Genomic DNA, 25,282 nt, shown 5'->3' on the forward strand with positions numbered 1-25,282 from the left:
CCGCCCCACTGCGGGGCGGCGCCCCGCGCGGCGGCCCTTTGCCACTGTCTGCGGACCCGCGGGCAACCGCGCCCCCTCCAAATCCTCCGGCAATCCGGTTATTCCTTGAGCAGCCGCGGCCCCACCCCGGCCGCGCCACTACCGTTTGCCGTCAGGAAACAACAATGAAAACGACCGCACCGCTGTCCAGTGCCCTAGCGCTTTCCCTCACCCTGGGCGTCGCCGCCGGCGCCCAGGCCGAGTCCCTGAAGATCTACAACTGGTCCGACTACATCGCCCCCGACACCGTCGCCAACTTCAGCAAGGAAACCGGCATCCAGACCACCTACGACGTCTACGACAGCAACGAGACGCTGGACGGCAAGCTGATGACCGGCAAGTCCGGCTACGACATCGTGGCGCCCTCCAACCACTTCATGGCCAAGCAGATCCAGGCCGGCGCGCTGAAGAAGCTGGACAAGAGCCAGCTGCCCAACTGGAAGAACCTCAACCCGGTGCTGATGAAGGCCCTGGAGGTCAACGACCCGGGCAACCAGTACGGCTTCCCCTACCTGTGGGGCACCACCGGCATCGGCTACAACCCGGCCAAGGTCAAGGAAGTGCTGGGCGCAGACGCACCGGTCGATTCCTGGGACCTGTTCTTCAAGCCCGAGTACATGCAGAAGCTGGCCAAGTGCGGCGTGGCGGTACTGGACAACGGTCCCGAGCTGCTGCCCATCGCCCTGAACTACCTGGGCCTGCCGCACCACAGCCAGAACCCCGAGGACTACAAGAAGGCCGAGGAAGCGCTGCTCAAGGTGCGCCCGTACATCGCCTACTTCCACTCCTCGAAGTACGTCAGCGACCTGGCCAACGGCAACATCTGCGTGGCCGTCGGCTTCTCCGGCGACATCCTGCAGGCCGCCACCCGTGCCAAGGAAGCCAAGAACGGCATCGAGATCCACTACTCCACGCCCAAGGAAGGCTCGCCGCTGTGGTTCGACATGATCGCCATGCCGGCCGACGCGCCCGACGAGAAGGCCGCCTACGCCTTCATGAACTACCTGCTGCGCCCGGAGGTGATGGCCGGCATCAGCAACTACGTGCACTACGCCAACGGCAACCTGGCCTCCGAGCCGCTGGTGGACGCGGCGATCAAGGCCGACCCGGCGATCTACCCGCCGCAGGACAAGATGGCCAAGCTGTTCGCCCTGCAATCCATGCCGATGAAGATCGACCGCCTGCGCACGCGCATCTGGACCAACGTCAAGACCGGCAAGTAATCCCCTGCACGACGTACTGAACGAACGGGGGCGGCGACGCCCCCGCTTCCTGACCGGCCGGTCGGCCGTGTCGCTTTCGCCGCCCCCGGAGTCTGGCTAAGCTCGCTGCACATCCCATGAACGAGATGCGCCCCATGAGCCATGCCCAGATCGCGCAGACCATCCTCGACGGCTTCGACGTCTACCGCGAGCGCTTCAAGCAGATCACCGACGGCGCCCAGGCGCGCTTCGAGCAGGCGCAGTGGCAGGAGATCCAGCGGACCTCGGCCGAGCGCATCGACCTCTACGAGGAGAAGGTCGCCGAGACGGTGGCGCGGGTCGGCAGCAGGTTCAGCCCCGCGGAGTTGCTGGACGTGGAGCGCTGGCCACTGATCAAGAGCGCCTACATCGCCCTGATCGACCCGCGCAACGACGACGAGCTGGCGGAAACCTGGTTCAACTCGATCTTCTGTGGCCTGTTCAGCCACGACAACATCAGCGACGGCACCATGTTCGTGCACACCACGCGGCCGTCGCTGCGGCCCCATGCGCGCGACCCGCACACCCGCGTCTACCGGCCCCGGGGCAACCTGCGCCAGGCGCTGCAGCAGATATTCGCCGACTACCGCTTCCAGGTGCCCTACGAGGATGCCGAAGGCGACCTGGCGCGCCTGGACGCCCTGCTGCACAGCAACCTGCCGGACTGGGTGTGCAAGGACCCGGAGCTGGCCCTGGAGCTGATCGGCTCGGTGTTCTACCGCAACAAGGGCGCCTACCTGGTGGGCCGCCTGTTCACCCCCGACGAGCAGTGGCCGCTGGTGTTCCCGCTGATCCACCGCGAGGGCCGCGGCATCCGCTTCGACACCGTGATCACCGACGAGGCGGAGGTGTCGATCATCTTCTCCTTCACCCGCTCCTACTTCATGGTCGACGTGCCGGTGCCGGCGGAGCTGGTGGCCTTCCTCAAGCGCCTGCTGCCGGGCAAGCACATCGCCGAACTGTACACCTCCATCGGCTTCTACAAGCAGGGCAAGAGCGAGTTCTACCGCGCCCTGATCAACCACCTGGCGAGCACCGACGACCGCTTCGTCATGGCCCCCGGGGTGCGCGGCATGGTGATGAGCGTGTTCACCCTGCCCGGCTTCAACACCGTGTTCAAGATCATCAAGGACAACTTCAACCCGGCCAAGACCGTGGACCATGCCACCGTGGTGCAGAAGTACCAACTGGTGAAGAACCACGACCGCGTCGGCCGCCTGGCCGACACCCAGCAGTTCGCCGACTTCCGCTTCCCGGTGGCCAAGTTCGAGCCCGAGTGCCTGGCCGAACTGCTGCAGGTGGCGCCTTCCACCGTGGTGATGGAGGGCGACGTGGTGCTGATCCGCCATTGCTGGACCGAGCGCCGCATGACCCCGCTGAACCTCTACCTGGAGCACGCCACCGAGGCCCAGGTGCACGAGGCGCTGTACGACTACGGCCTGGCCATCAAGCAGCTGGCGGCGGCGAACATCTTTCCCGGCGACATGCTGCTGAAGAATTTCGGCGTCACCCGCCACGGCCGCGTGGTGTTCTATGACTACGACGAGATCAGCTACCTCACCGAGGTGAACTTCCGCCACATCCCGCCGCCGCGCTACGAGGAGGACGAGATGTCTTCCGAGCCCTGGTACTCGGTGGGGCCGATGGATGTGTTTCCCGAGGAGTTTCCGCGCTTCCTGTTCGTCGATCTGAAGCTGCGCCGGTTGTTCGCCAAGCTGCATGGCGATCTCTATGACGCGGATTACTGGAAGGGGCTGCAGGCGCAGATACGGGCGGGCAAGGTGATAGACGTGTTTCCTTATCGGCGTAATGAGTTGCCGGAGAAGGTGTTGGAGGAGTAGGAGCGAGCTTGCTCGCGAACCTTCTATTCCGTGCTCCGATCCTCACCCCCGTCATTCCCGCGAACGCGGGAACCCAGCTGCCTTCTTGTTTGGGTGTAGCGCGCCGCTCCGAGTGCTCGGATGTTTCTTGTTTCGCCCCCTCGGGCGAGTCCCTTTTGTCAAACGCCACAAAAGGAACCAAAAAGGCTTGCCCCAACATACGGGCCCGATAAAGCCGGGCTACCCTCACGAACTCCCCCGCCACGGAGGCCCGCCCCGAGGGTACGTCCCTGTAGCCCACGGGGCTCTCGCGACATCCATGTCGCATGACCTCCTGAGCGGGGGCTTCGCTCGGCCTTCTGAAGGGGCGTTCCGGTGCGCGCGGATGTCTCTCTGGAAGTCCAAGAGCAAACGCGCTTTTGCTTTTGCTTTTCGTAGGAGCGAGCTTGCTCGCGAACCGCCCGTCACTGGGTTCCCGCATTCGCGGGAATGACGAGGGGGAGATGGGCGTCTCAGGATAACTCCAAACTCCCCACCCCCTCCGAACAGCCCCCTCTCCCTTCAGGGAGAGGGCTGGGGAGAGGGCGCTCTTACCCCCAACACCGCAGCCACCGGTAACCACTGTTCGCGAGCAAGCTCGCTCCTACAAAAGCCGGAGCCCCCGCTCACCCCCGAAACGCCTGCCGATAGGCACTCGGCGACACCCCCAGCGCCGCACTGAAATGCTGCCGCAACGAAGCCACCGAACCAAACCCCGCCAGCGCCGCCACCTCCGGAATCGGCTGTTCGGTGGACTCCAGCAGCCGCTGCGCCAGGGCCATGCGTTCGCCGCGCAGCCAGTCGCCCAGGGTGCTGCCGGTGAGTTGGCGGAAGTGCCGGCTGAAGCTGCGCCGGCTCATCAGCGCGCGTTCGGCCAGGCTGTCCAGGTCGTGGGGCTGGTCGAGGCGTTCGCGTACCCAGTCGAGCAGGCCGGAGAGGCGGTTGTCCCGCGCCGTGGCCGGCAGCGGCTGTTCGATGAACTGGGCCTGGCCGCCCTGGCGGTGCGGCGCCACCACCAGGCGGCGGGCCTGCTGGTTGCTCAGGCCGGCGCCGCAGCGCTGGCGCAGCAGGTGCAGACAGCAGTCGATGCCGGCCACGGTGCCGGCGGAGGTGAGGATCGGGCCATCGTCGACGTAGAGCACGTCCGGCTCCACCCGCACCTGGGGATAACGCTGGGTGAAATAGTCTGCCCACAGCCAGTGGGTGGTGGCCCGGCGGCCATCGAGCAGACCAGCCTCGGCCAGCACGAAGGCGCCCAGGCACAGGCCCACCAGCTGCGCGCCGCGCGCATGCGCAGCCACCAGGGCGTCGAGCAGGGCCTGTGGCGGGCGTTCCGCCGGCTCGCGCCAGCTCGGCACTATCAGGGTATCGGCGGTTTCCAGCACCTCCAGGCCGTGGCGCGTGTCTATGGCGAAACCGGCCGTGGTGTTCAGCGGTCCCGGCTCGGCGGCGCAGACCTGCAGTTCGAAGCGCGTGCGCGAGCCGCCCGGGTCACCCTCGCCGAACACCAGGCAGGGCACCGAGAGGTGGAAGGGGCTGATCTGGTCGAAGGCCACCACGGCCACGCGATGGGTTTCCATGGGCATCATCCGGACAAGGCTTTGGCCCGATTCTAGCGAAAGCTGTCTTGCGGGCCACTCACGCCGACCGCCGGCCCCTGCGCAGAATGGCTCCATCCCCACTCCAGCGGAGACACCCAGCATGAGCAACGCCCCGAAACGCGCCCTGATCGTCATCGACGTGCAGAACGAGTACTTCAGCGGCAACCTGCGCATCGAATACCCGCCGGTCGGCGACTCGCTGCCGAACATCCTGCGCGCCATGGACGCCGCCCACGCCGCCGGCATCCCGGTGGTGGTGGTGCGCCACCAAGCGCCGGCCGGCGCGCCCATCTTCGCCCCCGGCAGCCACGGCGTGGAACTGCACCCGCAGGTGGCCGAGCGCCCCCGCGACCTGCTGCTGGACAAGAGCAAGGCCAGCGCCCTCAGCGGCACCGGGCTGGGCGACTGGCTGCGCGAGCGCGGCGTCGACACCCTGACACTCGTCGGCTACATGACGCACAACTGCGACGACTCCACCGCCCGCCAGGCCGCCCACGAAGGCTGGCAGGTGGAATTCCTCGACGACGCCAGCGGCTCGCTGCCCTACGCCAATAGCGCGGGCGCGGCCACTGCCGAGGAAATCCACCGGGTGTTCAGCGTGGTGCTGCATTCGTCGTTCGCCGCGGTGGCCAGCACCGCCGACTGGCTGGCGGCGGTGGAAAGCGGCAAGGCCCTGGAGCGCGACAACATCTACGCCTCCAACCAGCGGGCCATCAACGCCCGCGGTTAGGAAAACGGCGGATAACGTCGAACGTTATCCGCCCTACGCAAAGCTCACCCCTGGCGTAAGGCGTATAACCGTTCGCGGTTATATGCCGCCTGACCGCCCTCCCCGTCCCGCACGGAGTCCAACCGGCCCTCAGCTCCAATGCCGCCGCGCAACGTTGCGGTTGTCCCCCAATCCCGCCAGCGCGCCGACCGAAACGATCAGCAGCTCGACGATCCAGGCCAGCAGCAAACCGCCGCCCAGGGCCCAGCCGATGGCCTCCGGCGCCAGCACCACCTGGTAGCTGTAGCCGTCGAGGGTCTCCTGCAGCAGCTCGCGGTTCGGCGCGCTCAGCAGGTGCCAGGCGCGGGCGTACCAGGGGCCCTGCAAGGCCTGCCATTCGTTGTCGAACAGCTTGGCGCGGCGCAGCAGGCGCTCGACGTTGTCGCCGTCGCGCTGGAACACCGGGTCCGGGCTGCCGCGGTAGTGCGCCACCAGGGCGTCGAGGTCGCCCTGGAAGTACTGCCCGGCGGTGTTGCGATAGCCCTCCAGGGCCTGCAGAGATTCCTGGCGATGGGCATCGACGCGGATCGAATAGTCCTTGATGAAACCCGGCACCTGCACCCCGACCAGCAGGCCGAGGGCGAAAAGCACCAGGCGGATGTAACTGCGCAACATGGGAGTCCCCCTCTCAGACGCGGCCCTGGTCGAGAATCTCGCCGCGCCACCAGAGCATCCACTCGCCGCTCTGCTGCACCGACCAGTGCTCGTTGTCGGTCAGCGGCTCGGTGGCGATCACCGTGACCACGTCGTTGGGCGTGGTCTCGGACTGGAAGTCCACGGTCAGGTCGGCGTCCTTCAGCCGCGCCGGGCCGAAGGGCGCGCGGCGGGTAATGTACGCCAGCTTGCTGGAACAGAAGGTGAACAGCCAATCACCGTCGCTCAGCAGGCAGTTGAACACGCCCTTCTGCCGGTACTCGGCGCAGGCGGAGACCAGCGTCGGCAGCAACACCTCCACCGGCACCGGCTCGGGGAAGGCCCGGCGCACGCGGTTGAGCAGGTCGCAGAAGGCCGCCTCGCTGTCGGTGTCGCCCACCGGCCGGTACAGCCCCGGCGGCGGCGCGAAGTCGGCCAGCTGGCCGTTGTGCGCGAAGGTCCAGTAGCGCCCGCCCAGCTCGCGCACGAAGGGGTGGGTGTTGGACAGGCAGACCTTGCCGACGTTGGCCTGGCGGATGTGGCCGATCACCGTCTCGCTCTTGATCGGGTAGCGCTGCACCAGGCGCGCCACCTCCGACTCGACGCTGGCGCTCGGGTCCTGGAACAGGCGCACGCCGCGCCCCTCGTAGAAGGCGATGCCCCAGCCGTCGCGGTGCGGGCCGGTGCCGCCGCCGCGCTGCATCAGGCCGGTGAAGCTGAAGACGATGTCGGTGGGGACGTTGGCGCTCATGCCGAGCAGTTCGCACATGGTCAGCGCTCCTGTGGCAGGCGGTCGCCCGGCACGCGGTGGAAAGTGAAAAGGGAAATCAGGCGCCGGCCTGGCGTGAAGGTCTTGGGCTGCATCGGGCTCGTTCCGCTACGGCTATGCCGCCATGCTGAACGCCGGATGGGCGCCGCGCAAGGGCGGCGCCGGGGTCGCTCAGAGGCGCGGCTCGATGCGCATGCCGCGGTTGCCGTTGCGCTCGTCGGCGCGGCTGTCGTCCACGTCGGGCATCAACTGCGGCTGCATGAGCTGGCGCATGGTCGGCTCGTCCTCCGCCTCGGCGCGCTGGCGGCGGTTGCGCGCAGCGCGCTCGATGGGCCAGCGCACGGCGACGAAGATCAGGTACACGACGAAGGCCGCCAGCAGCACCAGGGCCAGGTCGGACACGGCGCGCCAGGCGTTGTTGCCGACCTTGAACAGCACGTCCAGGGCGGTGATGGCGATGGCCGGGGCGTATTCGTTGTTGGCCGGGTCGACCGGCGTCGGGGTGAACAACAGCACGAGCACGATCACCCGCAGCGGTTCGCGCAGCCAGCGCCACATCCAGCCGGTCATCAGGAACCAGACGACCAGGAGTCCGAAAGCGGCGAACAGGTAGACGCCCCAGGCGAGTTGATAATCGTGTTCGTTCATGCGCGTGCGTGCGATGGCGGCGGAAGGGGGCTTATGATAGCCGCTTTTCCCCACGGGTGCGCAGCCGGGTGTCACCCCTGCCCCGCCAAGGAGCCGCCATGACCGACCGCCAGCCCCCCGTCGCCCGCCGCGAAGCCGCCGCCGATCCCTACGCCTGGCTGCAGCACCGCGACAGCGCCGAAGTGCTCGACTACCTCAAGGCGGAGAACGCCTACCTCGAAACCGAACTGGCCGGCCAGGCCGAACTGCGCGAACAGCTGTTCCAGGAGATCAAGGGCCGCATCCGCGAGACCGACCTGTCGCTGCCCTCGCCCTGGGGCCCGTGGCTGTACTACCAGCGCACCACCGCCGGCGACGAGTACCCGCGCCACTACCGCTGCCCGCGCCCGGCCGACGACTCGCTGAGCGTGGACGAAAGCGCCGAGCAACTGCTGCTGGACCCCAACGAGCTCGCCGCCGGCGGCTTCCTCTCCCTCGGCGCCTTCAGCATCAGCCCCGACCACTCGCGCCTGGCCTACAGCCTGGACACCAGCGGCGACGAGATCTACCGCCTGTACGTCAAGGACCTGGCCAGCGGCGCCGTGGAAGAGCTGCCCTTCGACGACTGCGACGGCAGCATGACCTGGGCCAACGACAGCCGCACCCTGTTCTTCGGCGAGCTGGACGACACCCACCGCCCGCACAAGCTGTACCGCCACACCCTGGGCGAACCCGGCGCCGAGCAGGTGTTCAAGGAGCGCGACGGGCGCTTCTTCCTGCACTGCTACCGCGCCAGCTCCGAGCGCCAGCTGGTGCTGCTGCTGGGCAGCAAGACCACCAGCGAGGCCTGGGTGCTGGACGCCGAACAGCCGCGCGGAGAGTTCCGCTGCGTCTCCCCGCGCCAGGAAGATCACGAGTACCACGTCGACCACGGCCGTCTGGACAATGAGTGGACCTGGTTCATCCGCAGCAACCAGAGCGGCATCAACTTCGCCCTCTACAGCGCCAGCGAAGCGGCGCCCGACCGCGAGCACTGGCGCGAACTGATCGCCCACCGCGACAGCGTGATGCTCGAAGACATCACCCTCAACCAGGACGCCTTCACCCTCAGCCTGCGCGAGGGCGGCCTGCCGATCGTCGAGGTCCACGCCGCCGGCCAGGCGCCGCGCCGCGTGGAGCTGCCGGACGCGGCCTACAACCTGTACGTGCAGGACAGCCTGGAATTCCACAGCCCGGTCATCCGCCTGCGCTACGAGGCGCTCAACCGCCCGGCGCAGATCCGCCAGCTGGGCCTGCTCGACGGCGCCCAGCAGGTGCTCAAGGAAACCCCGGTGGAAGGCCCCTTCGACGCCGACGCCTACGAAAGCCGCCGGCTCTGGGCCGCCAGCGTCGACGGCGTGCAGGTGCCGATCAGCCTGGTGGCGCGCCGCGAGGTGCTGCAGGGCATCGCCGCCGGCCGCCCGGCGCCGCTGTACCTGTACGGCTACGGCGCCTACGGGGCGAGCCTCGATCCCTGGTTCTCCCACGCCCGCCTGAGCCTGCTGGAGCGCGGCTTCGTCTTCGCCATCGCCCACGTGCGCGGCGGCGGCGAGCTGGGCGAGGCCTGGTACCGCGCCGGCAAGCTGGCCAACAAGCAGAACAGCTTCAGCGACTTCATCGCCTGCGCCGAGCACCTCTGCGCCGAGGGCTACAGCACCCCGCAGCAGACCGTGATCAGCGGCGGCAGCGCCGGCGGCCTGCTGATGGGCGCGGTGCTCAACCAGCGCCCGCAGCAGTTCGCCGCGTGCATTGCCGAGGTGCCCTTCGTCGACGTGCTCAACACCATGCTCGACCCGGACCTGCCGCTGACCGTCACCGAGTACGACGAGTGGGGCAACCCGCAGGAGCACAAGGTGTACGAGCGCATCCGCGCCTACGCGCCCTACGAGAACGTCTGCGCCCAGGACTACCCGGCGCTGCTGGTGGTGGCCGGCTACAACGACAGCCGCGTGCAGTACTGGGAAGCGGCCAAGTGGGTGGCCAAGCTGCGCGCCAGCAAGACCGACGACAACCCGCTGCTGCTCAAGACCGACCTGGGCGCCGGCCACGGCGGCATGAGCGGGCGCTACCAGGGGCTCAAGGACGTGGCCCTGGAATACGCCTTCGTGCTCAAGGTGCTGGGCCTGCTGGAGGCGGCCTGATGCTCTACACCTGCCCGTGCTGCGGCCACTTCAGCTTCGCCGACGCGCCGGGCTCGTACGAAACCTGCCCGATCTGCTTCTGGGAAGACGACCTGCTGCAACTGTGCTTCCCCGACGCCCGCGGCGGCGCCAACGCGGTCAGCCTGATCGAGGCGCAGGTGAACTACGTGCAGTGGGGCGCCTGCGAAAGGCGCTTCCGCGAGCAGGTGCGGCCGCCGACCATCGAGGACGAGAAGGACGAACGCTGGTTCGCCCTATGGCAACGCCGAGCGGACTACCCGAGCCTGGACGAGGACAGCGGCGGCCCGCTGGTGGCTGGGGAGGAAGCCTGCTACTGGTTGCGACCGGTGCCGAGTGGGCGTTAGGCGATAGAGCCTGTCTGGCGCTGGGTCGGGGGTAGTGGGGAGAGGAGAGCCGGCTCGGTGTGTTGCTGTCTGCATCGTTTCCCCATTTAAGAGCGCCCTCTCCCCAGCCCTCTCCCTGTGAAGGGAGAGGGGGCTGTCCGGAGTGGTTTGTTGGTCCGGCGCCATCCTCCACCCCCGTCATTCCCGCGAACGCGGGAACCCAGTGGCTTTGAGGTTTGGTGTATCGCGCCGCACCGAGTCTGCGGAGATTTTTTGTTTCGCCCCCTCGGGCGAGTCCCTTTTGTCAAACGCCACAAAAGGAACCAAAAAGGCTTGCCCCAACATACGGGCCCGATGAAGCCGGGCTACCCTCACGAACTCCCCCGCCACGGAGGCCCGCCCCGAGGGTACGTCCCTGTAGCCCACGGGGCTCTCGCGACATCCATGTCGCATGACCTCCTGAGCGGGGGTTTCGTTCGGCCTTCTGAAGGGGCGTTTCGGTGCGCTCGGCTATTTCTCTGGAAGTCCAAGAGCAAACGCGCTTTTGCTTTTGCTTTTGCTTTTCGTAGGAGCGAGCTTGCTCGCGAACCCCGCAGTCACTGGGTTCCCGCGTTCGCGGGAATGACGGGATTGAAGGATGGTGCCTGACTCTTCGACTCCACTCCGAACGGCCCCCTCTCCCTTCAGGGAGAGGGCTGGGGAGAGGGCGCTCTTAAACCCAGCACCTACACCGCCGAGGAGCTCCATTCGCGAGCAAGCTCGCTCCTACGAAAATCAATCCCCGCCCAGCACCTCACCCCGCCCGGAAGATCAGATGCTCTTCCCAATCATCCTCAGCCACCACAGTCTCACTGAGCATCCGCCCCGACTGCGAAATCCGCTCATGATGCACCGCATCGGGATCACCACAGACCAGGTGATGCCACAACGGCAGGTCCTTGCCCTCGGCCACCAGGCGGTAACCGCAGGTCGGCGGCAGCCAGCGGAACTCGTCGGCCTGGGCCGGGGTGAGCTGGATGCAGTCGGGCACGCTGGCGCGGCGGTTGGCGTAGTCGGTGCAGCGGCAGGTCTTCAGGTCCAGCAGCTTGCAGGCGATGCGCGTGTAGTAGACGGTGCCGTCGTCCTCGTCCTCGAGCTTCTGCAGGCAGCACAGGCCGCAGCCGTCGCACAGCGACTCCCACTCCTGCTGATCGAGCTGTTCGAGGGTCTTGCGTTTCCAGAAGGGTTCGACTTTGGCGGCCATCGTTTTTCTAGGTAGGGCTTTTCACGGGGGCGCCAAGTCTATGCCCAGGCGCCGCGCCGGCCAAGCGCAGGTGACCACCGGAGCGCTTGCCAGGGGCCGCGCGGCTGGGTAGCTTTCCCCCACCATCAGGCCCGAGCGGGCCGCCGCTTCACCCACGATCCGCGATGCCCAGCCGTCCACGGCACCATCCCCCTTTGCCAGCAGGAGCCGCCATGAGCGCCAATCCCCGCGTTGCCGACTACCCCATCGACCCGCAGTTCATCAATCGCTGGTCGCCCCGCGCCTTCAGTGGCGAGAGCATCCCCGAGGAAACCCTGCTGGGCTTCCTCGAAGCCGCGCGCTGGGCGCCCTCCTCGTTCAACTCGCAGCCCTGGCGCTTCCTCTACGCGCGCCGCGACACGCCGAACTGGCAGCGCTACCTGGACCTGCTGGGCGAGTTCAACCGCGGCTGGGCGCAGAACGCCGCGGCGCTGGTGATAGTGCTGTCCAAGACCACCTTCGCCCCGCCCGGCTCCAGCGAGGAGAAACCGGCGCTCTGGCACACCTTCGACACCGGCGCGGCCTGGGGCTTCCTGGCCCTGCAGGCGAGCCTGGCCGGCTGGCACAGCCACGGCATGGCCGGCTTCGACCGCGAGGCCACCCGCGTCGAGCTGAAGGTGCCGGACGACCACGAGATCCACGCCGCCATCGCCATCGGCAAGCTCGGCGACAAGTCGATCCTCTCGGAAAGCCTGCAGGCGCGCGAAATCCCCAGCCCGCGCCGGCCGCTGGAGCAACTGGCCGCCGAGGGCGATTTCAGCCTGTGAGGGACAGGGCGCCCCGCGCGGGGCGCCCGCTTTCAATAGCCGCGGGTGAAGTCCACCTCGCCGCGCATGGGCTGCCCGGCCCAGAAGCGCGACAGGTTCTCGCGGAACAGTTCCACCATCGGCCCCGGCAGCGTCGGCGCGGCGGTGTGGCCGGTGAGCAGCAGGCGCGGCGCGCTCCAGAACGGGTGCTGCGGCGGCAGCGGCTCCTGGCGGCAGACGTCGATGACGGCGCCGGCCAGACGGTTGCTTTCCAGGGCGCTGACCAGGTCGGCATCGACCACCGCGACGCCACGCCCGGCGTTGATGAACAGCGCCGAGGGTTTCATCCGCTGGAACAGCGCCAGGTCGAAGATGTCCTGGGTATCCGGGGTGTCGGGCAGCAGGTTGACCACGTAGTCGGCAGTCTCCACCAGACGCGGCAACTCGGCCAGCGAACCCACCCGCTGGAACGGCTGCAGCGGCCGCGGCGTGCGCGCCACGCCGGTCAGCTCGACGCCGAAGGCCGCCAGCATGTGCGCCACGGCCAGGCCGATCTCGCCGGTGCCCACCAGCAGCACGTGGCGGCCACGCAGGCTGCCGGGGGCGCGGTCGTCCCACTGGCTGCCGACCTGGCTGGCCAGGCGGCCGAGGAACTGGCGCTCGTGGGCCAGCATGTAGGTCAGCAGGTATTCGCTCATCACCTGGCCGAAGATGCCCACCGCGCGGCTCAGCGCGTAGTCCTTGGGCAGGTCGTCGGCCAGCAGCGGGGTGATGCCGGCCCAAGTGGACTGCACCCAGACGGGGTGCACGCCCTTGCGCAGCAGTTGCGCCACAAGGTCGGGCTCGCCCAGCCACACGGGACATTCGGCGGCGGCCTCGACGAGGTTGTCGGGTTTGTCGCCGGACACCACGCTGAGGCTGGGCTCGGCAGCCATGGTCAGCGCGGCGTAGAGGGTGTGTTCGCGATCGAGGATGAGCAGGCGCATGGTCTAGATCGCACCGGGGTGGCAAGGCGTAGGCACGTTGATTGGCATTGTCGTTATCGTCCCTGCATGCAGCGGCGATTTTTTGCGAGTTGAACGAAGGGCCTGTAGACCGGCAGGAAGCCCAGGCGTTCCGCTTACTCAGGCAATTTCTGACGCAATAATGCTCTTGAGCCTACAACTTGCACAGCAATTTCGTACCAATTCGCGACAGCGACGACTTTTCGACGCTTACAACGGATCGTTCATGCGCAGCAACTCTTCCGGCAGGTGCTCGATGTATTCCTCCTCCACTGGAGGCATCTGCAGGTGGAAACCCTGCTTCTCGATGTTCTCCAGCACCTTGTGGATATCTTCGCGGGCCAGCTTGCGCTCGGGGCTGAGCACCAGGTCGAAGGCGTGCTGCGGCGCGCCGAACGCCGCCAGCAGCGCCTCGGGCACGCGGCTCAGGGCCTCGCGCTTGTCGACGTACAGGTACATCTCGTTCTTGCGCGGGCTCTTGTAGATGGAGCAGATGCGTTTCATGGTTTCTCCGGGGCGGCCAGGCAGTCCAGCAGAGCCTGGCCCATCAGTTCACGACGCCAGCCCTGCAGGGAATCGGGCAGGCGGTAGGGGCCATCGGGGTAGCCGCTCTTGAGCAGCGCCTCGAGAATCTTCTTGCGCAGCATCAGCTCCGGGGCCATGCCCTGGCGCTCGGCCTCGCGCTGGCCGACCTCGCGCAGTTGCTTGAGCAGCGGCGTCACCTCGCGCGGCAACGGCTCGGGCAGCGGCTCGGGCCATTGCTCGGCGGGCTGCGCGGCGGCGTGGGCGAGCAGCGCCAGCAGGGTGTCGCCGTCCTGGCGCACGGTGCGCGGGTGCATCTCGTCGATGCGCGACAGCGCCAGCTTGTCCTTCGGCTGCAGGCGCGCCAGCGGCCACAGCGTCTGCTCGCGCAGGATGCGGTTGCGCGGCTGGTTGCGCAGGCGCGCCTGCTCCTCGCGCCAGGCGCAGAGTTCACGCAGCACGGCGAGCTGCTGCGGGGCCAGCTTCCAGGCCAGCTTGACGTCGCGCCAGGCCTGGCGCGGGTCGCTGACGCGGGTCTGGTTGGCGACCAGGTCGGCGCCGTCGGCCAGCAGCCAGGCCAGCTTGTGCTCGGGCAGGCGCGGCGCCAGCTTCACGTAGACCTCGGCCAGGTGCTGCACGTCCTCGGCGGCGTAGCGCACCTGCATGTCGGTCAGCGGGCGCTGCAGCCAGTCCGAACGCGTCTCGTCCTTGGGCAGGTCCAGGCCGAGGATTTCCAGCACCAGCTTGGAGTAGCCCATGGAATGCGCCATGCCCAGGTAGGCGGCGGCCAGCTGGGTGTCGAACAGCGGCTGCGGCAGGCTGCCGGTCAGGCGCTGGAAGACTTCCAGGTCCTCGCCGCAGGCATGGAACACCTTGACCACCGAGGACGCCTCCAGCACCTCGGCGAAGGGCGACCAGTCGCGGATCAGCAGCGGGTCGATCAGCCACGCCCGCTCGCCGTCGCCGACCTGCACCAGGCCGGCTTCGGGGTAAAAGGTATCGACGCGCATGAACTCGGTATCGAGTGCCAGGTACGGCCGTTGTTTCCAGTCCCGGCATTGCTGCGCCAGGCTGGCATCGTCGCGGATCCACCGGATATCGAGGGCGCTCACGAACATCTCCTTGCTTCACGTGGAGCGCAGTATATCGGGCTGGATGATGTCCGAGCATTCCGCTTTTGCTTGCAAGGCTGTACAGATGCGAACGAAGGCTTATCTTTCCTGCCCCAGGAACCCCGACAAGAAGCCTTCATGATGAAGAAACTCGCAAGCCTGCTGGTACTGCTGATCGCCGCCGCCGCGGTCTACCTCGCCATCACCCCCAGCCCCATCGACCCCGTGGCCTGGAACCCGCCGCCGGCGCCGCCGATGACCGGCGTGCTGGAACCCAACGACACCCTGATGAAGGCCGAACTGCTCGGCCTGGGCCAGGTGAAGGGCCCGGAAGACACCGCGGTGGACGCCCAGGGCCGCGTCTACGCCGGCCTGGACGACGGCCGCGTGGTGCGCCTGGACAACGGCCAGGTCAGCACCTTCGCCGAGACCGGCGGCCGCCCGCTGGGCATGGACTTCGACGCCCAGGGCAACCTGATCGTCGCCGACGCCTGGAAGGGCCTGCTGAAGATCGACGCGCAGGGCAAGATCACGGTGCTCAGCACCGAGGCTGACGGCCTGCCCTTCGCCTTCGCCGACGACCTGGACATCGCCAGCGACGGGCGCATCTACTTCAGCGACGCCTCCAGCCGCTTCCACCAGCCCGACTACATCCTCGACTACCTGGAGACCCGCCCCCACGGCCGCCTGCTGCGCTACGACCCGGCGAGCGGCAAGACCGAGGTGCTGCTCAAGGACCTGTACTTCGCCAACGGCGTGACGCTGTCGGCCAACGAGGACTTCGTGCTGGTCAACGAGACCTACCGCTACCGTATCGCCCGCTACTGGCTGAAAGGCCCGAAGGCCGGGCAGCAGGACATCTTCATCGACAACCTGCCGGGGCTGCCGGACAACCTCCAGGGCGACCGCAAGGGCACCTTCTGGGTGGCCCTGCCGACGCCGCGCAAGGCCGACGCCGACTTCATCCTCGGCCAGCCCTGGCTCAAGCGCCAGTTGACCAAGCTGCCGCGCGCGCTGCTGCCCAAGCCGGTGCCCTACGGCCTGGTCATCGCCGTGGACGAGAACGGCCAGATCGTGCGCAGCCTGCACGACACCAGCGGCCAGCACCTGCGCATGATCACCTCGGCCAAGCCGGTGGGCGACTACCTCTACTTCGGCAGCCTGGAAAACGACCGCATCGGCCGCCTGAAGATTCGCTGAAGCGCCTCAGCCCAGCGCCAGCGGCTCCTCGCGGGCCGCTTCGGCGCATTTCGCGGCGCCCGGCTCCAGCAGGTCCTGCATGCGCCCGCGCACCTCGCCCATCAGGGCGTCCAGGCCCTGCCCGTGGAAGGCCGCGGCGTCCACCGGGCGGCCCACCAGCAGGTCCACCGGCTGGCCCAGGTTGAGGTCGAAGGTGCGCGCCGGCAGCACCCGGTGGATGCCGCGGATGGCCACCGGGATGATCACCGCGTCGGTGTCCAGCGCCAGGCGGAAGCAGCCCTTCTTGAACGGCAGCAGGCGCCCGTCGTCCGAGCGGGTGCCTTCCGGCGCCGCCCACAGCACGATGCCGCTCTCCATCATTTGCCGCGCGCGCTGAAGGTCGGCGCGGGCGCGCTGGCTGTTGTGCCGGTCGATGGAGGGGAACTCGGCGGCGCGCATGGCCCGGCCGAGCACCGGGATGCGGTACAGCTCACTCTTGGCCAGCATGCGGATCGAGCCGGGCAGCGCGGCGAAGCTGGCCGGGATGTCGTAGTGGCTGGAGTGGTTGCAGAGGATCATGTAGCGCCGCCCGTCGCCGAAGTCCGGCAGGGCCCCGTGCACGCTCAGGCGCATGCGCACCAGGCGCAGCAGCATGCCGGACCATTGGCGGGTGTAGCGGTCCACGCGCTCGCGGCGCAGGCGGCCGATGGCGGCCAGGGACAGCACCAGCAGGCTGTAGTAGAGGGTGATCAGGCCGGTCGCCAGGGCGATGGCGCAGACGCGCGCCCGCGAGGCCGCCTGGGTCGCCGGTTGCAGACTGAACATGGGCGAAAACTCCATCGGATCGAAGAAAGCCGCCGCGAACCGGCGTTTTCCATTGCACAAGCCTTATGATGCGCGAGGAAACCGTCACGACACAGGAACCCGTACGATGTCACTCGCCCGCCTGCTCAGCCCGCAACAACTGGCAGCCCGCCTGGACGAACCCGGCCTGCTGATCCTCGACTGCCGCTTCGCCCTGGACGACCCGGGCTACGGCGCCCGCGTGTTCGCCGAGAACCACATTCCCGGCGCCCAGTACGCCGACCTCGAACGCGACCTCTCGGCCCCGGTGGTCAAGGGCGTGACCGGCCGCCACCCGCTGCCCGACGCCGACGCGCTGATCCAGCGCCTGCGCGCCTGGGGCCTGGACAACAGCGACGAGGTGGTGCTCTACGACGACGGTCCCGGCGCCTTCGCCGCCCGCGCCTGGTGGCTGCTGCTGTGGCTGGGCAAGCGCGACGGCGTGTACCTGCTCGACGGCGGCATGAACGCCTGGCGCGCCGCCGGCCTGCCGCTGACCACCGCCGAGCCGGCGGTGCCGACGGGCGCCTTCCACGGCGAGCCGGACAACGGCCTGCTGATCGACGCCGGCGAACTCTCGGCGCTGCTGGCCGACCCGCAGCTGCCGCTGATCGACGCCCGCGCCGAGCCGCGCTTCCGCGGCGAGGTGGAGCCCATCGACCCGGTCGCCGGGCACATTCCCGGCGCGCAGTGCGCGGCCTTCACCGACAACCTCGGCAGCGACGGCCGCTTCCTGCCGCCAGCGCAGTTGCACCAGCGCTTCGCCCACCTGCTGCGCGGCCGTCCGGCCCAGGAGCTGGTGGCCTACTGCGGTTCCGGCGTCACCGCTTGCCACAACCTGTTCGCCCTGAGCCTGGCCGGCTATCCCCTGGGCCGCCTCTACGCCGGCTCCTGGAGCGAGTGGATCACCGACCCGCGGCACCCGGTGGCCACCGGCGCCTGACGCCCCCGCCCCAGGCCGCGGCTGACGCGGCCTGGGGCTCCTTCCCCGGCACAGTAACCCGCTATCGACTAATCACATCGAGGAATATGCCTGCGCCGCAGAAAGTCAAAACAATTTAAAAACAGTCCTTTACAGCGGGTTTATCGCACTACACTTCAAATCGAGCGGCTAAGTCCGCTTACGGCGGGGCCCAGGAGAACATCAGAAGCTGCCAAGACGCCCAGCCCCGCCGTTCATTGAGGGACAAGACCATGGGAATCGCCGCCTGCGACCTGCGACAGCACGTCATCCGGCCCACCCTGCTGTACCTGGAACGTCACAGCGGGGAGGCCGAGGCGCTGTTGCTGGGAGCGGCGGCCTGTCAATCGGCGCTTGGCAGCAGCCTGGACAATGGCCGCGGACACGGCCTGTTCCGCATCGACGAATACCGCCACCAGCAGCTCTGGGACCGCTACCTGGCCCTGGACCCGAACCTCGCCAGCCGCGTGCGCGGCCTGGCCAGCCAGCACGCCTTCCTCGACGCCCCGCACCTGGAACTGACCGTGAACCTGCGCTACAGCACCGCCATCGCCTGGATGCTGGTGGAGGCCGAACGCCTGCCACTGCCCGCCCCCACCGATCACCTCGGCCAGGCCAGGGTCTGGCGGCGGGTCTTCCAGCCCCACGGCCACCTGCGTGATTTCCTCGACGCCTGGCAGGCGTACATAGGCGATCCACTGCTCGCCGCCTGATCGCGATCAATGACCGATCAGTCAACTTTCATTTACATACATTAACGAAGGGAAAACCTCGCACAAGGACGGCACTTTACGCGCAAATGCCCGATATAGAGCCCCCAGAGGTACTACCAAAGGCCTGGGAATCTTGGTAGCTTGCGCGCCGTTGACCACAGGAGTTGCTCTTACAATGAAAACAACATGGCTCAAAACCACTCTCGCACTGACGATTAGCGCTGCCTCTGCCCAGGCCCTGGCCAACGGCATCGCCATCAACGAACAAAGCGCCAGCGGCGCCGGCACCGCCTACGCGGGCCGTGCCTCCTCCGCGCTCGACGCCAGCACCATCTACGGCAACCCGGCCGGCCTGTCCAAGCTCAAGCGCACCGAAGTCAGCGGCGGCCTGGCCGTCGTCGACGCCAAGGACGACATCAGCCAGGCCCACGGTGGCGGCACCGGCACCAACAAGGGCGACTCCGTGCCCCTGGCCGCCGTTCCGTTCGGCTACTTCTCCACGCCGATCAACGAAGACTTCACCTTCGGCCTGGGCATCTACGTGCCCTACGGCATCATCAACGACTACGAAAGCAGCTTCCAGGGCCGCGCCCACGGCTCCTACAGCAAGGTCCAGGTGATCACCGTCCAGCCGACCATCGCCTACAAGTTCAACGATGTCGTGTCGGTCGGCTTCGGCCCCACCTTCAACCGCATCGACGGCAAGCTGGAGAACTACCTGGCCACCGCCGGCCTGGCCGGCGCCGCCAACGACACCAAGATCAGCATCAAGGGCGACGACACCGCCATCGGCTACAACGTCGGCGTGCTGGTCACCCCGACCGACAGCACCAGCCTGGGCCTGACCTACCACTCCAAGGTCGACTACCACCTGGGCGGCCACACCACCGTGTCCGGCTCGCCGCTGGGCCTGTTCGACTCGCGCATGGACGCCAAGCTGGACATCACCCTGCCGGAATCGGTGGACATGTCCATCACCCAGAAGCTGGACGACAAGTGGACCGTGTACGGCGGCACCACCTGGACGCGCTGGAGCCGCCTGAAGGAAATCAGCGTGCGCAACCAGGGCGCCCCGGTCGCCCAGTTCAACACCATCGGCGAAGAGCTGAACTGGCAGGACACCTGGTCGGTGGCCGTCGGCACCTCCTACCAGTTGACCCCGGAATGGGTGCTGCGTACCGGCTTCGCCTACGATCCGTCGCCGACCAGCAACGCGGACCGCAACGTGCGTATCCCGGTGGGCGATCGCAAGATCTTCACCCTGGGCGCCGGCTGGTCGCCGAACGCCGACCTGACCGTCGACGTGGCCTACGCCTACCTGTGGGAAAACACCGCAAGCGTGAACCAGCCTGACGGCCCGAGCGTCCTTGGCCTGAACGTGCAGCCGGCCTACAGCGCCAAGTATGACAACAGCGCTCACGGTTTGACTGCGCAGGTGACCTATCGCTTCTGATAGTTAGTCGCCAGCGCATGGGGAAAGCCGGGTAGATGTCCTGATGCTGTTCCCTTAAAAAGAATGCCGTTTCTCTCCATGGGGGAAACGGCATTTTTTCATTTGGGATGGGGCTGTGGCTTCGCTTGCGAATCCTGATCCCTCGCTCCGATCCTCACCCCCCTCATTCCCGCGAACGCGGGAACCCAGAGACGTCTTGTTTGGGTGTGTTTGCGCCGCTTCGGCGTGCTCGGATGTTTTTTGTTTCGCCCCCTCGGGCGAGTCCCTTTTGTCAAACGGTGGAAGGCCACCCCCGCAAAAAGGAACCAAAAAGGCTTGCCCCAACATACGGGCCCGATAAAGCCGGGCTACCCTCGCGAACTCCCCCGCCACGGAGGCCCGCCCCGAGGGTACGTCCCTGTAGCCCGCGGGGCTCTCGCGACATCCATGTCGCATGACCTCCTGAGCGCGGGTTTCGCTCGGCCTTCTGAAGGGGCACTCCGGTGCGCTCGGATGTTTCTCTGGAAATCCGTAGGGCGCATAACGCCTACGGCGTTATCCGCCGAATCGCGGACGGAGTCCGCTCCTACGGTTCCAGGAAGCACGGGCGTAGGAGCAACTGTCTTGCCGGCTGCGCCAAGGCGCTTTTCGTAGGATGGGTTGAGCCTTGGCGAAACCCATGCGGCCGGGGTGATGGGTATCGCTTCGCTCAACGCCATCCTACGGGTCTGGTGCTTGCCGGAGGGCGTAGGAGCGGACTTTGTCCGCGATTGGATTCACCGAGCGCGCCAGACGCCCCGGTGGCACGAACGGCCTTTCCATCTTCACGGCTGGCTAGCGATCGCCTTCTCGATAGCCGCCTGCAAGGCCGGATCATCCGGCTTGGTCAGGCTGGGGAACTGCGCCACCACCTTGCCCTGGCGGTCCACCACGTACTTGTAGAAGTTCCAGCGCGGCGCCTGGTCGGCCTGGCGCGCCAGCTCGCGGAACAGCGGGATGGCGTCGTCGCCGCGCACCGGCTGCACCTGGGTCATGTTGAAGGTCACGCCGTAGTTGCCGTAGCAGACCTGGGCGGTCTCGGCGGCGTCGTCGGCCTCCTGCTTGAAGTCGTCCGAGGGCACGCCCAGCACTTCCAGGCCCTGGCCCTTGTAGCGCTGGTAGATCGCCTCCAGGCCCTTGAACTGTGGGGTGAAGCCGCAGTGGCTGGCGGTGTTGACCACCAGCAGCGGCTTGCCGGCGTAGAGCCCGCAGAGGTCGAGGTCGACCTTCGAGCGCAGCTTCTGCAGGTGCCCCTGCTGCGCCAGCAGCGGCGGGCAGTCGGCAGCCTGGGCGGCCAGGGGCAGGCAGCACAGCAGGCCGAGGAACAGGTAGCGGGACATGGCGATTCTCCTTCTTCGATCGAAGGACGCTACTCCCCTGCCCCGCCCGCGGCAATCCTCAGAAGCAATGGCCCAGGCCGGCCTGCAACAACGCCAGGCCACCATGCCGCCAGCCCCACCAGGCCAGGCCCAGCAGCGCCGCGGCCAGCACGGCCGCGCCCAGGCGCAATAGCGGCCTCACGCTACCTCCGCGACGCCCAGGCGCGCCACCGGGCGCTCGCGCACCGGCCAGTTGAGCAGGCCGGCGAGCAGCGAGAGGAGAATGGCGATCCGCCAGACTAGGTCGTAGTTGCCGGTGTGGTCGTAGACGTAGCCGCCCAGCCAGCCGCCGAGGAAGGCACCGACCTGGTGGAACAGGAAAGTGATACCGCCGAGCATGGACAGGTTGCGCACGCCGAACAGAGTGGCCACGGTGCCGTTGGTCAGCGGCACCGTGGACAGCCACAGCAGGCCCATGGCGATGCCGAAGGCGTAGGCCGTCCACACCGTCAGCGGCGCCCAGAGGAAGGCCAGGATCACCAGGCCGCGGATCAGGTACAGCCCGGTCAGCAGCTTCGGCTTGCTGAAGAGCCCACCGAGCCAGCCGGCGATGTAGGTGCCGAACACATTGAACAGCCCCACCAGCGCCAGCACCGTGGTGCCGACGGTGGCCGGCAGGTGGCGGTCCACCAGGTAGGCCGGCAGGTGCACGCCGATGAACACCACCTGGAAGCCGCAGACGAAGAAGCCCAGCGACAGCAGCCAGAAACCGGAATGCCCGCAGGCCTCGCGCAGCGCTTCGCCCAGGGATTGTTCATGGGATTGCACCGGCAGCGGCTTGTCGCGCATCAGCCCGGCCAGCGGCACGATCAATGCCACCAGCAGGCCGAGTGCGAGCAGCGCCGCCGACCAGCCGAGCCAACCGATCAGGCCGAGGGTGCCGGGCAGCATGGCGAACTGGCCGAAGGAGCCGGCGGCGGCGGAAATGCCCATGGCCATGCTGCGCCGCTCCAGCGGCACGGCGCGACCGACGGCGCCGAGGATGACCGAGAAGGAGGTGCCGGACAGGCCGATGCCGATCAGCAGCCCGGCGGACAGCGACAGGCTGGCTGCCGAGTCCGAGTAGCCCATCATGACCAGGCCCAGGGCATACAGCAGGCCGCCCACCAGCACCGCGCGCGCCGCGCCGAAGCGGTCGGCCAGGGCCCCGGTGAAGGGCTGGGCGATGCCCCAGATGAGGTTCTGCAGGGCGATGGCGAAGGCGAACACCTCGCGGCCCCAGCCGAACTCGGCGCTCATCGGCGCGAGGAACAGGCCGAAGCCGTGGCGGACGCCCAGGGACAGGGCCAGGATCAGGGCGCCGGACAGCAGGATCCAGAAACCCGCACGCGACAGCTTGGACATTGTTCTTCTCGCTCCAACAGGGGTATATACCCGCATTCATCCATACGAACGCCCTTGGCAAGGCGTTCAATCGAGGGCTTCCAGCTCCCCCAGCAACGCCATCAGTTGCTCGCGGCGCTCCACCCCGAGGCGTTCGTACATCCGCCGCTGCGCCGCTTCCCAGGGCTGCGCGCCCTGCTCCAGGCGCTCGCGCCCGGCGGCGGTGAGCAGCACCAGGCGGTTGCGCTGGTCGCCGGCATCGCCCTGCAGCTCCACCAGGCCCTCGGCCTGCAGCGGGCGCAGGTTGCGCCCCAGGGTGCTGCGGTCCAGGCCCATGGCTTCGGCCAGCTCGGAAATGCTCGGTCGCTCCAGGCGCGCCAAGTGGCGCAGCAGGGAAAACTGCGCAACCGTCAGCCCGATGCCCTGCAGGGCATCGTCATAGACGCGGGTGACACCTCGGGCGGCGCGGCGCAACTGGGTGCAGAGGCATTGGGTGGTCAGCATGATACGTGTATATACCCGCGATACCCGCGAAGGTCAATCGCGGTCGATTGTCCGATCTGCCAGGTGCCGGCTGTTGCCGCTGCCAAGGCCAGGCCGGGTGCGCGGCCGTATAACTGCGCCACCGTCCTTCCGAGATCACCGCGATGCCCGTCTACAAAGCCCCGCTGCGCGACACCCGCTTCCTGCTCAACGAGGTCTTCGACTTCCCCGAGCACTACCGCAACCTGATCAACGGCGCCGAGGCCACGCCGGACATGGTCGACGCCATCCTCGGCGAATGCGCGAAGCTCTGCGAGGAAGTGATCGCCCCGCTCTACCACTCCGGCGACGAGGAAGGCTGCCACCTGGAGAACGGCGAGGTACGCACGCCCAAGGGCTTCAAGGAAGCCTACGACGCCTACGTGGCCGGCGGCTGGCAAGGCCTGTCGCACCCGGTGGAATACGGCGGCCAGGGCCTGCCGATGAGCCTGGGCGCGCTCAAGCAGGAAATGCTCGGCACCGCCAACTGGCCGTTCTCGATGTACCCGGGGCTGTCCCTGGGCGCCATGAACACCCTGATGCAGCACGGCACCGAAGAGCAGAAGCGCACCTACCTGACGCCCCTCACCGAAGGCCGCTGGGGCGGTACCATGTGCCTCACCGAACCGCAGTGCGGCACCGACCTCGGCCAGGTGAAGACCCGCGCCGAGCCCAACGCCGACGGCAGCTACGCCATCACCGGCACCAAGATCTTCATCTCCTCCGGCGAGCACGACCTCACCGAGAACATCGTGCACATCGTCCTCGCCCGCCTGCCCGACGCGCCCAGGGGCACCCGCGGCATCTCGCTGTTCATCGTGCCCAAGTTCCTGCCCGGCGAAGGCGGCGGCCTCGGCCCGCGCAACGGCGTGAGTTGCGGCGCGCTGGAGAAGAAGATGGGTATCAAGGCCTCGGCCACCTGCGTGATGAACTTCGACGAGGCCAGGGGCTTTCTCATCGGCCCGGCGAACAAGGGCCTGGAATGCATGTTCACCTTCATGAACAGCGCGCGCATCGGCACCGCCATCCAGGGCGTGGCCACCGCCGAACTGGCCTACCAGGGCGCCCTGGCCTACGCCCGCGAGCGCCGCTCGATGCGCGCGCTGTCCGGCACCAAGGAACCGGAACAGGTGGCCGACAGCCTGATGCACCACGGCGACGTGCGGCGCATGCTGCTGACGCAGAAGGCCGTGGCCGAGGGCGGCCGCACGCTGGTCTACCTGGCCACGCAGTACGCCGACAAGATGATCCAGGGCCTGCTGACCAGCGACAACGCCGAGTACGAACGCTGGGACGACAAGCTCGGCTTCCTCACCCCGATCCTCAAGGGCTGCCTCACCGAACTGGGCCTGGAGAGCGCCAACCTGGGCATGCAGGTGTTCGGCGGCCACGGCTACATCCGCGAGCACGGCATGGAACAGATCGTCCGCGACGCGCGCATCGCCACCCTCTACGAAGGCACCACAGGCATCCAGGCCCTCGACCTGCTCGGGCGCAAGGTGCTGCTGATGACCCAGGGCAAGGCGGTGCGCGACTTCACCAGGGTGGTGGCGAAATTCGCCACGGGGTTGCTCAAGGAAGAACCGGCCATGCGTGGACGTGCGCTGACGCTGCTGAAGCTGTGCGCGCAGTGGAACCTGCTGACCTTGCGCATCGCCCTGAGCGCCCGCAAGCAGCGTGACCTGGTGGGCACCGCCAGCCACGACTACCTGATGTTCTCCGGCTACGTCGCCCTGGCCTACGCCTGGGCGCTGCAGGAAGCCACGGCCCGCAAGCGCCTGCGCCAGGGCGGCAGCGAGTCGAGCGACTTCTACAAGGCCAAGATCGCCACCAGCGACTTCTACTTCGCCCGCCTGCTACCCCGCGCCAAGGGCCACGCGGCGGCCATGGCCAAGCCGGTGCGTTCGGTGATGGGGCTGAAGGCGGAGCATTTCGCCTTCGAGTGATCCGTAGGGCGTCTGCCAGGTCCCGGCAGTTGTTGTAGGAGCGAGCTTGCTCGCGAACGAGCCCCGCTGCGGAATCCGTTCGCGAGCAAGCTCGCTCCTACGAAAAGCCCTGGCGCAAACTACGCCGAGGCGCTCTTCGTATTGCGAAACCCATGCGGTCATGGCGATGGGTATCGCTTCGCTCAACCCATTCTACGGGGCTGTTCGGCGTGTGCGA

The 25,282-nt window shown here is 67.6% G+C and carries 24 protein-coding genes; 11 read left to right on the forward strand and 13 right to left on the reverse strand.

Annotation, left to right across the window (positions count from 1 at the left end):
• The first annotated feature begins 164 nt into the window (after positions 1-164).
• The gene (locus tag M8R19_RS06500) at positions 165-1,262 is read left to right on the forward strand and encodes a polyamine ABC transporter substrate-binding protein (RefSeq protein WP_074977211.1); all 1,098 of its coding nucleotides are present in this window, start codon (positions 165-167) and stop codon (positions 1,260-1,262) included.
• A gap of 125 nt (positions 1,263-1,387) precedes the next feature.
• The gene (aceK, locus tag M8R19_RS06505) at positions 1,388-3,121 is read left to right on the forward strand and encodes a bifunctional isocitrate dehydrogenase kinase/phosphatase (protein ID WP_436410240.1); all 1,734 of its coding nucleotides are present in this window, start codon (positions 1,388-1,390) and stop codon (positions 3,119-3,121) included.
• Positions 3,122-3,765: 644 nt separating this feature from the next.
• On the opposite strand, the gene M8R19_RS06510 is transcribed toward aceK, so the two are convergent.
• Positions 3,766-4,719 (reverse strand): GlxA family transcriptional regulator, encoded by a 954-nt coding sequence (locus M8R19_RS06510; RefSeq protein ID WP_249917365.1) that lies wholly within the window; start codon positions 4,717-4,719, stop codon positions 3,766-3,768.
• A gap of 121 nt (positions 4,720-4,840) precedes the next feature.
• On the opposite strand from M8R19_RS06510, the gene M8R19_RS06515 reads away from it, so the two are divergent.
• Positions 4,841-5,470: a cysteine hydrolase family protein gene (locus tag M8R19_RS06515; protein WP_249917366.1), complete on the forward strand. Its 630-nt coding sequence runs from the start codon at positions 4,841-4,843 to the stop codon at positions 5,468-5,470.
• A gap of 129 nt (positions 5,471-5,599) precedes the next feature.
• On the opposite strand, the gene M8R19_RS06520 is transcribed toward M8R19_RS06515, so the two are convergent.
• The 3 genes from M8R19_RS06520 to M8R19_RS06530 all read right to left on the reverse strand — a co-directional run bounded on the left by M8R19_RS06520 (position 5,600) and on the right by M8R19_RS06530 (position 7,559).
• Positions 5,600-6,124 (reverse strand): DUF2937 family protein, encoded by a 525-nt coding sequence (locus M8R19_RS06520; protein ID WP_074977219.1) that lies wholly within the window; start codon positions 6,122-6,124, stop codon positions 5,600-5,602.
• A 13-nt stretch (positions 6,125-6,137) separates the two neighbouring features.
• Complete coding sequence (locus M8R19_RS06525) at positions 6,138-6,911, reverse strand: class II glutamine amidotransferase (protein ID WP_074977221.1); 774 nt, start codon at positions 6,909-6,911, stop codon at positions 6,138-6,140.
• Positions 6,912-7,082: 171 nt separating this feature from the next.
• On the reverse strand, positions 7,083-7,559 hold the full coding sequence (locus M8R19_RS06530; protein WP_074977223.1) for an MFS transporter: 477 nt from the start codon (positions 7,557-7,559) through the stop codon (positions 7,083-7,085).
• A gap of 98 nt (positions 7,560-7,657) precedes the next feature.
• Here M8R19_RS06530 and M8R19_RS06535 point away from each other — a divergent pair, with 98 nt between their 5' ends.
• Complete coding sequence (locus tag M8R19_RS06535; RefSeq protein ID WP_249917367.1) at positions 7,658-9,718, forward strand: S9 family peptidase; 2,061 nt, start codon at positions 7,658-7,660, stop codon at positions 9,716-9,718.
• Positions 9,718-10,083, forward strand: a complete 366-nt coding sequence (locus tag M8R19_RS06540) for a CPCC family cysteine-rich protein (RefSeq protein ID WP_249917368.1) — start codon at positions 9,718-9,720, stop codon at positions 10,081-10,083. Before M8R19_RS06535 ends, M8R19_RS06540 begins: the two co-directional genes overlap by 1 nt.
• A gap of 772 nt (positions 10,084-10,855) precedes the next feature.
• Here M8R19_RS06540 and M8R19_RS06545 read toward each other — a convergent pair.
• Positions 10,856-11,305, reverse strand: a complete 450-nt coding sequence (locus M8R19_RS06545) for a YcgN family cysteine cluster protein (protein ID WP_009623592.1) — start codon at positions 11,303-11,305, stop codon at positions 10,856-10,858.
• A gap of 212 nt (positions 11,306-11,517) precedes the next feature.
• On the opposite strand from M8R19_RS06545, the gene M8R19_RS06550 reads away from it, so the two are divergent.
• On the forward strand, positions 11,518-12,111 hold the full coding sequence (locus M8R19_RS06550) for a nitroreductase family protein (protein ID WP_058072850.1): 594 nt from the start codon (positions 11,518-11,520) through the stop codon (positions 12,109-12,111).
• A 32-nt stretch (positions 12,112-12,143) separates the two neighbouring features.
• Here M8R19_RS06550 and M8R19_RS06555 read toward each other — a convergent pair whose 3' ends face one another.
• The 3 genes from M8R19_RS06555 to rnd all read right to left on the reverse strand — a co-directional run bounded on the left by M8R19_RS06555 (position 12,144) and on the right by rnd (position 14,734).
• A complete protein-coding gene (locus M8R19_RS06555) occupies positions 12,144-13,076 on the reverse strand; it encodes a D-2-hydroxyacid dehydrogenase (RefSeq protein WP_074977228.1) in 933 nt (310 codons plus the stop codon).
• A gap of 228 nt (positions 13,077-13,304) precedes the next feature.
• The gene (locus M8R19_RS06560; RefSeq protein WP_009623596.1) at positions 13,305-13,598 is read right to left on the reverse strand and encodes a YcgL domain-containing protein; all 294 of its coding nucleotides are present in this window, start codon (positions 13,596-13,598) and stop codon (positions 13,305-13,307) included.
• A complete protein-coding gene (gene rnd / locus M8R19_RS06565; RefSeq protein WP_074977230.1) occupies positions 13,595-14,734 on the reverse strand; it encodes a ribonuclease D in 1,140 nt (379 codons plus the stop codon). Before rnd ends, M8R19_RS06560 begins: the two co-directional genes overlap by 4 nt.
• Before the next feature lie 135 nt (positions 14,735-14,869).
• On the opposite strand from rnd, the gene M8R19_RS06570 reads away from it, so the two are divergent.
• Positions 14,870-15,928 carry an SMP-30/gluconolactonase/LRE family protein gene (locus M8R19_RS06570; protein ID WP_083426719.1) on the forward strand — a complete coding sequence of 353 codons (1,059 nt, stop codon included), beginning with the start codon at positions 14,870-14,872 and terminating at the stop codon, positions 15,926-15,928.
• 6 nt (positions 15,929-15,934) lie between these two features.
• Here M8R19_RS06570 and M8R19_RS06575 read toward each other — a convergent pair whose 3' ends face one another.
• A complete protein-coding gene (locus M8R19_RS06575) occupies positions 15,935-16,732 on the reverse strand; it encodes a lysophospholipid acyltransferase family protein (RefSeq protein WP_249917369.1) in 798 nt (265 codons plus the stop codon).
• 106 nt (positions 16,733-16,838) lie between these two features.
• Between M8R19_RS06575 and M8R19_RS06580 the strand changes: the two genes are divergently transcribed.
• The 3 genes from M8R19_RS06580 to M8R19_RS06590 all read left to right on the forward strand — a co-directional run bounded on the left by M8R19_RS06580 (position 16,839) and on the right by M8R19_RS06590 (position 19,877).
• Positions 16,839-17,693, forward strand: coding sequence for a sulfurtransferase (locus tag M8R19_RS06580; RefSeq protein ID WP_043270950.1), 855 nt, complete (start codon positions 16,839-16,841; stop codon positions 17,691-17,693).
• Between the two features lie 251 nt (positions 17,694-17,944).
• Positions 17,945-18,424, forward strand: a complete 480-nt coding sequence (locus tag M8R19_RS06585) for a hypothetical protein (protein WP_074977236.1) — start codon at positions 17,945-17,947, stop codon at positions 18,422-18,424.
• Between the two features lie 175 nt (positions 18,425-18,599).
• Positions 18,600-19,877 (forward strand): outer membrane protein transport protein, encoded by a 1,278-nt coding sequence (locus tag M8R19_RS06590; protein WP_074977238.1) that lies wholly within the window; start codon positions 18,600-18,602, stop codon positions 19,875-19,877.
• A gap of 803 nt (positions 19,878-20,680) precedes the next feature.
• Here the strand turns inward: M8R19_RS06590 and M8R19_RS06595 are convergent.
• The 4 genes from M8R19_RS06595 to M8R19_RS06605 form a co-directional block, all read right to left on the reverse strand.
• Positions 20,681-21,235, reverse strand: a complete 555-nt coding sequence (locus M8R19_RS06595; RefSeq protein ID WP_009623611.1) for a glutathione peroxidase — start codon at positions 21,233-21,235, stop codon at positions 20,681-20,683.
• A 58-nt stretch (positions 21,236-21,293) separates the two neighbouring features.
• The gene (locus tag M8R19_RS33145; RefSeq protein WP_024128567.1) at positions 21,294-21,416 is read right to left on the reverse strand and encodes a hypothetical protein; all 123 of its coding nucleotides are present in this window, start codon (positions 21,414-21,416) and stop codon (positions 21,294-21,296) included.
• A complete protein-coding gene (locus M8R19_RS06600; RefSeq protein ID WP_249920147.1) occupies positions 21,413-22,609 on the reverse strand; it encodes an MFS transporter in 1,197 nt (398 codons plus the stop codon). The genes M8R19_RS33145 and M8R19_RS06600 overlap by 4 nt, the downstream gene beginning before the upstream one ends.
• Positions 22,610-22,684: 75 nt before the next feature.
• Positions 22,685-23,101: a MarR family winged helix-turn-helix transcriptional regulator gene (locus tag M8R19_RS06605; protein WP_043312766.1), complete on the reverse strand. Its 417-nt coding sequence runs from the start codon at positions 23,099-23,101 to the stop codon at positions 22,685-22,687.
• Between the two features lie 143 nt (positions 23,102-23,244).
• On the opposite strand from M8R19_RS06605, the gene M8R19_RS06610 reads away from it, so the two are divergent.
• Positions 23,245-25,065 carry an acyl-CoA dehydrogenase C-terminal domain-containing protein gene (locus tag M8R19_RS06610; protein ID WP_249917370.1) on the forward strand — a complete coding sequence of 607 codons (1,821 nt, stop codon included), beginning with the start codon at positions 23,245-23,247 and terminating at the stop codon, positions 25,063-25,065.
• Positions 25,066-25,282 lie beyond the last annotated feature (217 nt).

This window comes from Pseudomonas sp. R3.Fl (genome assembly GCF_023516765.1).
Taxonomy (GTDB): domain Bacteria; phylum Pseudomonadota; class Gammaproteobacteria; order Pseudomonadales; family Pseudomonadaceae; genus Pseudomonas; species Pseudomonas citronellolis.

Bases quoted from the DNA above. Each gene is read 5' to 3' on its own strand.
- M8R19_RS06550 (WP_058072850.1), top strand. From the start codon at position 11,518: ATGAGCGCCAATCCCCGCGTTGCCGACTACCCCATCGACCCGCAGTTC.
- M8R19_RS06575 (WP_249917369.1), bottom strand. From the start codon at position 16,732: ATGTTCAGTCTGCAACCGGCGACCCAGGCGGCCTCGCGGGCGCGCGTC.
- M8R19_RS06525 (WP_074977221.1), bottom strand. From the start codon at position 6,911: ATGTGCGAACTGCTCGGCATGAGCGCCAACGTCCCCACCGACATCGTC.
- M8R19_RS06510 (WP_249917365.1), bottom strand. From the start codon at position 4,719: ATGGAAACCCATCGCGTGGCCGTGGTGGCCTTCGACCAGATCAGCCCC.
- aceK (WP_436410240.1), top strand. From the start codon at position 1,388: ATGCGCCCCATGAGCCATGCCCAGATCGCGCAGACCATCCTCGACGGC.
- M8R19_RS06610 (WP_249917370.1), top strand. From the start codon at position 23,245: ATGCCCGTCTACAAAGCCCCGCTGCGCGACACCCGCTTCCTGCTCAAC.
- M8R19_RS06590 (WP_074977238.1), top strand. From the start codon at position 18,600: ATGAAAACAACATGGCTCAAAACCACTCTCGCACTGACGATTAGCGCT.
- M8R19_RS06500 (WP_074977211.1), top strand. From the start codon at position 165: ATGAAAACGACCGCACCGCTGTCCAGTGCCCTAGCGCTTTCCCTCACC.
- M8R19_RS06595 (WP_009623611.1), bottom strand. From the start codon at position 21,235: ATGTCCCGCTACCTGTTCCTCGGCCTGCTGTGCTGCCTGCCCCTGGCC.
- M8R19_RS06540 (WP_249917368.1), top strand. From the start codon at position 9,718: ATGCTCTACACCTGCCCGTGCTGCGGCCACTTCAGCTTCGCCGACGCG.
- M8R19_RS06570 (WP_083426719.1), top strand. From the start codon at position 14,870: ATGAAGAAACTCGCAAGCCTGCTGGTACTGCTGATCGCCGCCGCCGCG.
- M8R19_RS06535 (WP_249917367.1), top strand. From the start codon at position 7,658: ATGACCGACCGCCAGCCCCCCGTCGCCCGCCGCGAAGCCGCCGCCGAT.
- M8R19_RS06560 (WP_009623596.1), bottom strand. From the start codon at position 13,598: ATGAAACGCATCTGCTCCATCTACAAGAGCCCGCGCAAGAACGAGATG.
- M8R19_RS06585 (WP_074977236.1), top strand. From the start codon at position 17,945: ATGGGAATCGCCGCCTGCGACCTGCGACAGCACGTCATCCGGCCCACC.
- M8R19_RS06580 (WP_043270950.1), top strand. From the start codon at position 16,839: ATGTCACTCGCCCGCCTGCTCAGCCCGCAACAACTGGCAGCCCGCCTG.
- M8R19_RS06555 (WP_074977228.1), bottom strand. From the start codon at position 13,076: ATGCGCCTGCTCATCCTCGATCGCGAACACACCCTCTACGCCGCGCTG.
- M8R19_RS06530 (WP_074977223.1), bottom strand. From the start codon at position 7,559: ATGAACGAACACGATTATCAACTCGCCTGGGGCGTCTACCTGTTCGCC.
- M8R19_RS06515 (WP_249917366.1), top strand. From the start codon at position 4,841: ATGAGCAACGCCCCGAAACGCGCCCTGATCGTCATCGACGTGCAGAAC.
- M8R19_RS06605 (WP_043312766.1), bottom strand. From the start codon at position 23,101: ATGCTGACCACCCAATGCCTCTGCACCCAGTTGCGCCGCGCCGCCCGA.
- M8R19_RS06520 (WP_074977219.1), bottom strand. From the start codon at position 6,124: ATGTTGCGCAGTTACATCCGCCTGGTGCTTTTCGCCCTCGGCCTGCTG.
- M8R19_RS06545 (WP_009623592.1), bottom strand. From the start codon at position 11,305: ATGGCCGCCAAAGTCGAACCCTTCTGGAAACGCAAGACCCTCGAACAG.
- rnd (WP_074977230.1), bottom strand. From the start codon at position 14,734: ATGTTCGTGAGCGCCCTCGATATCCGGTGGATCCGCGACGATGCCAGC.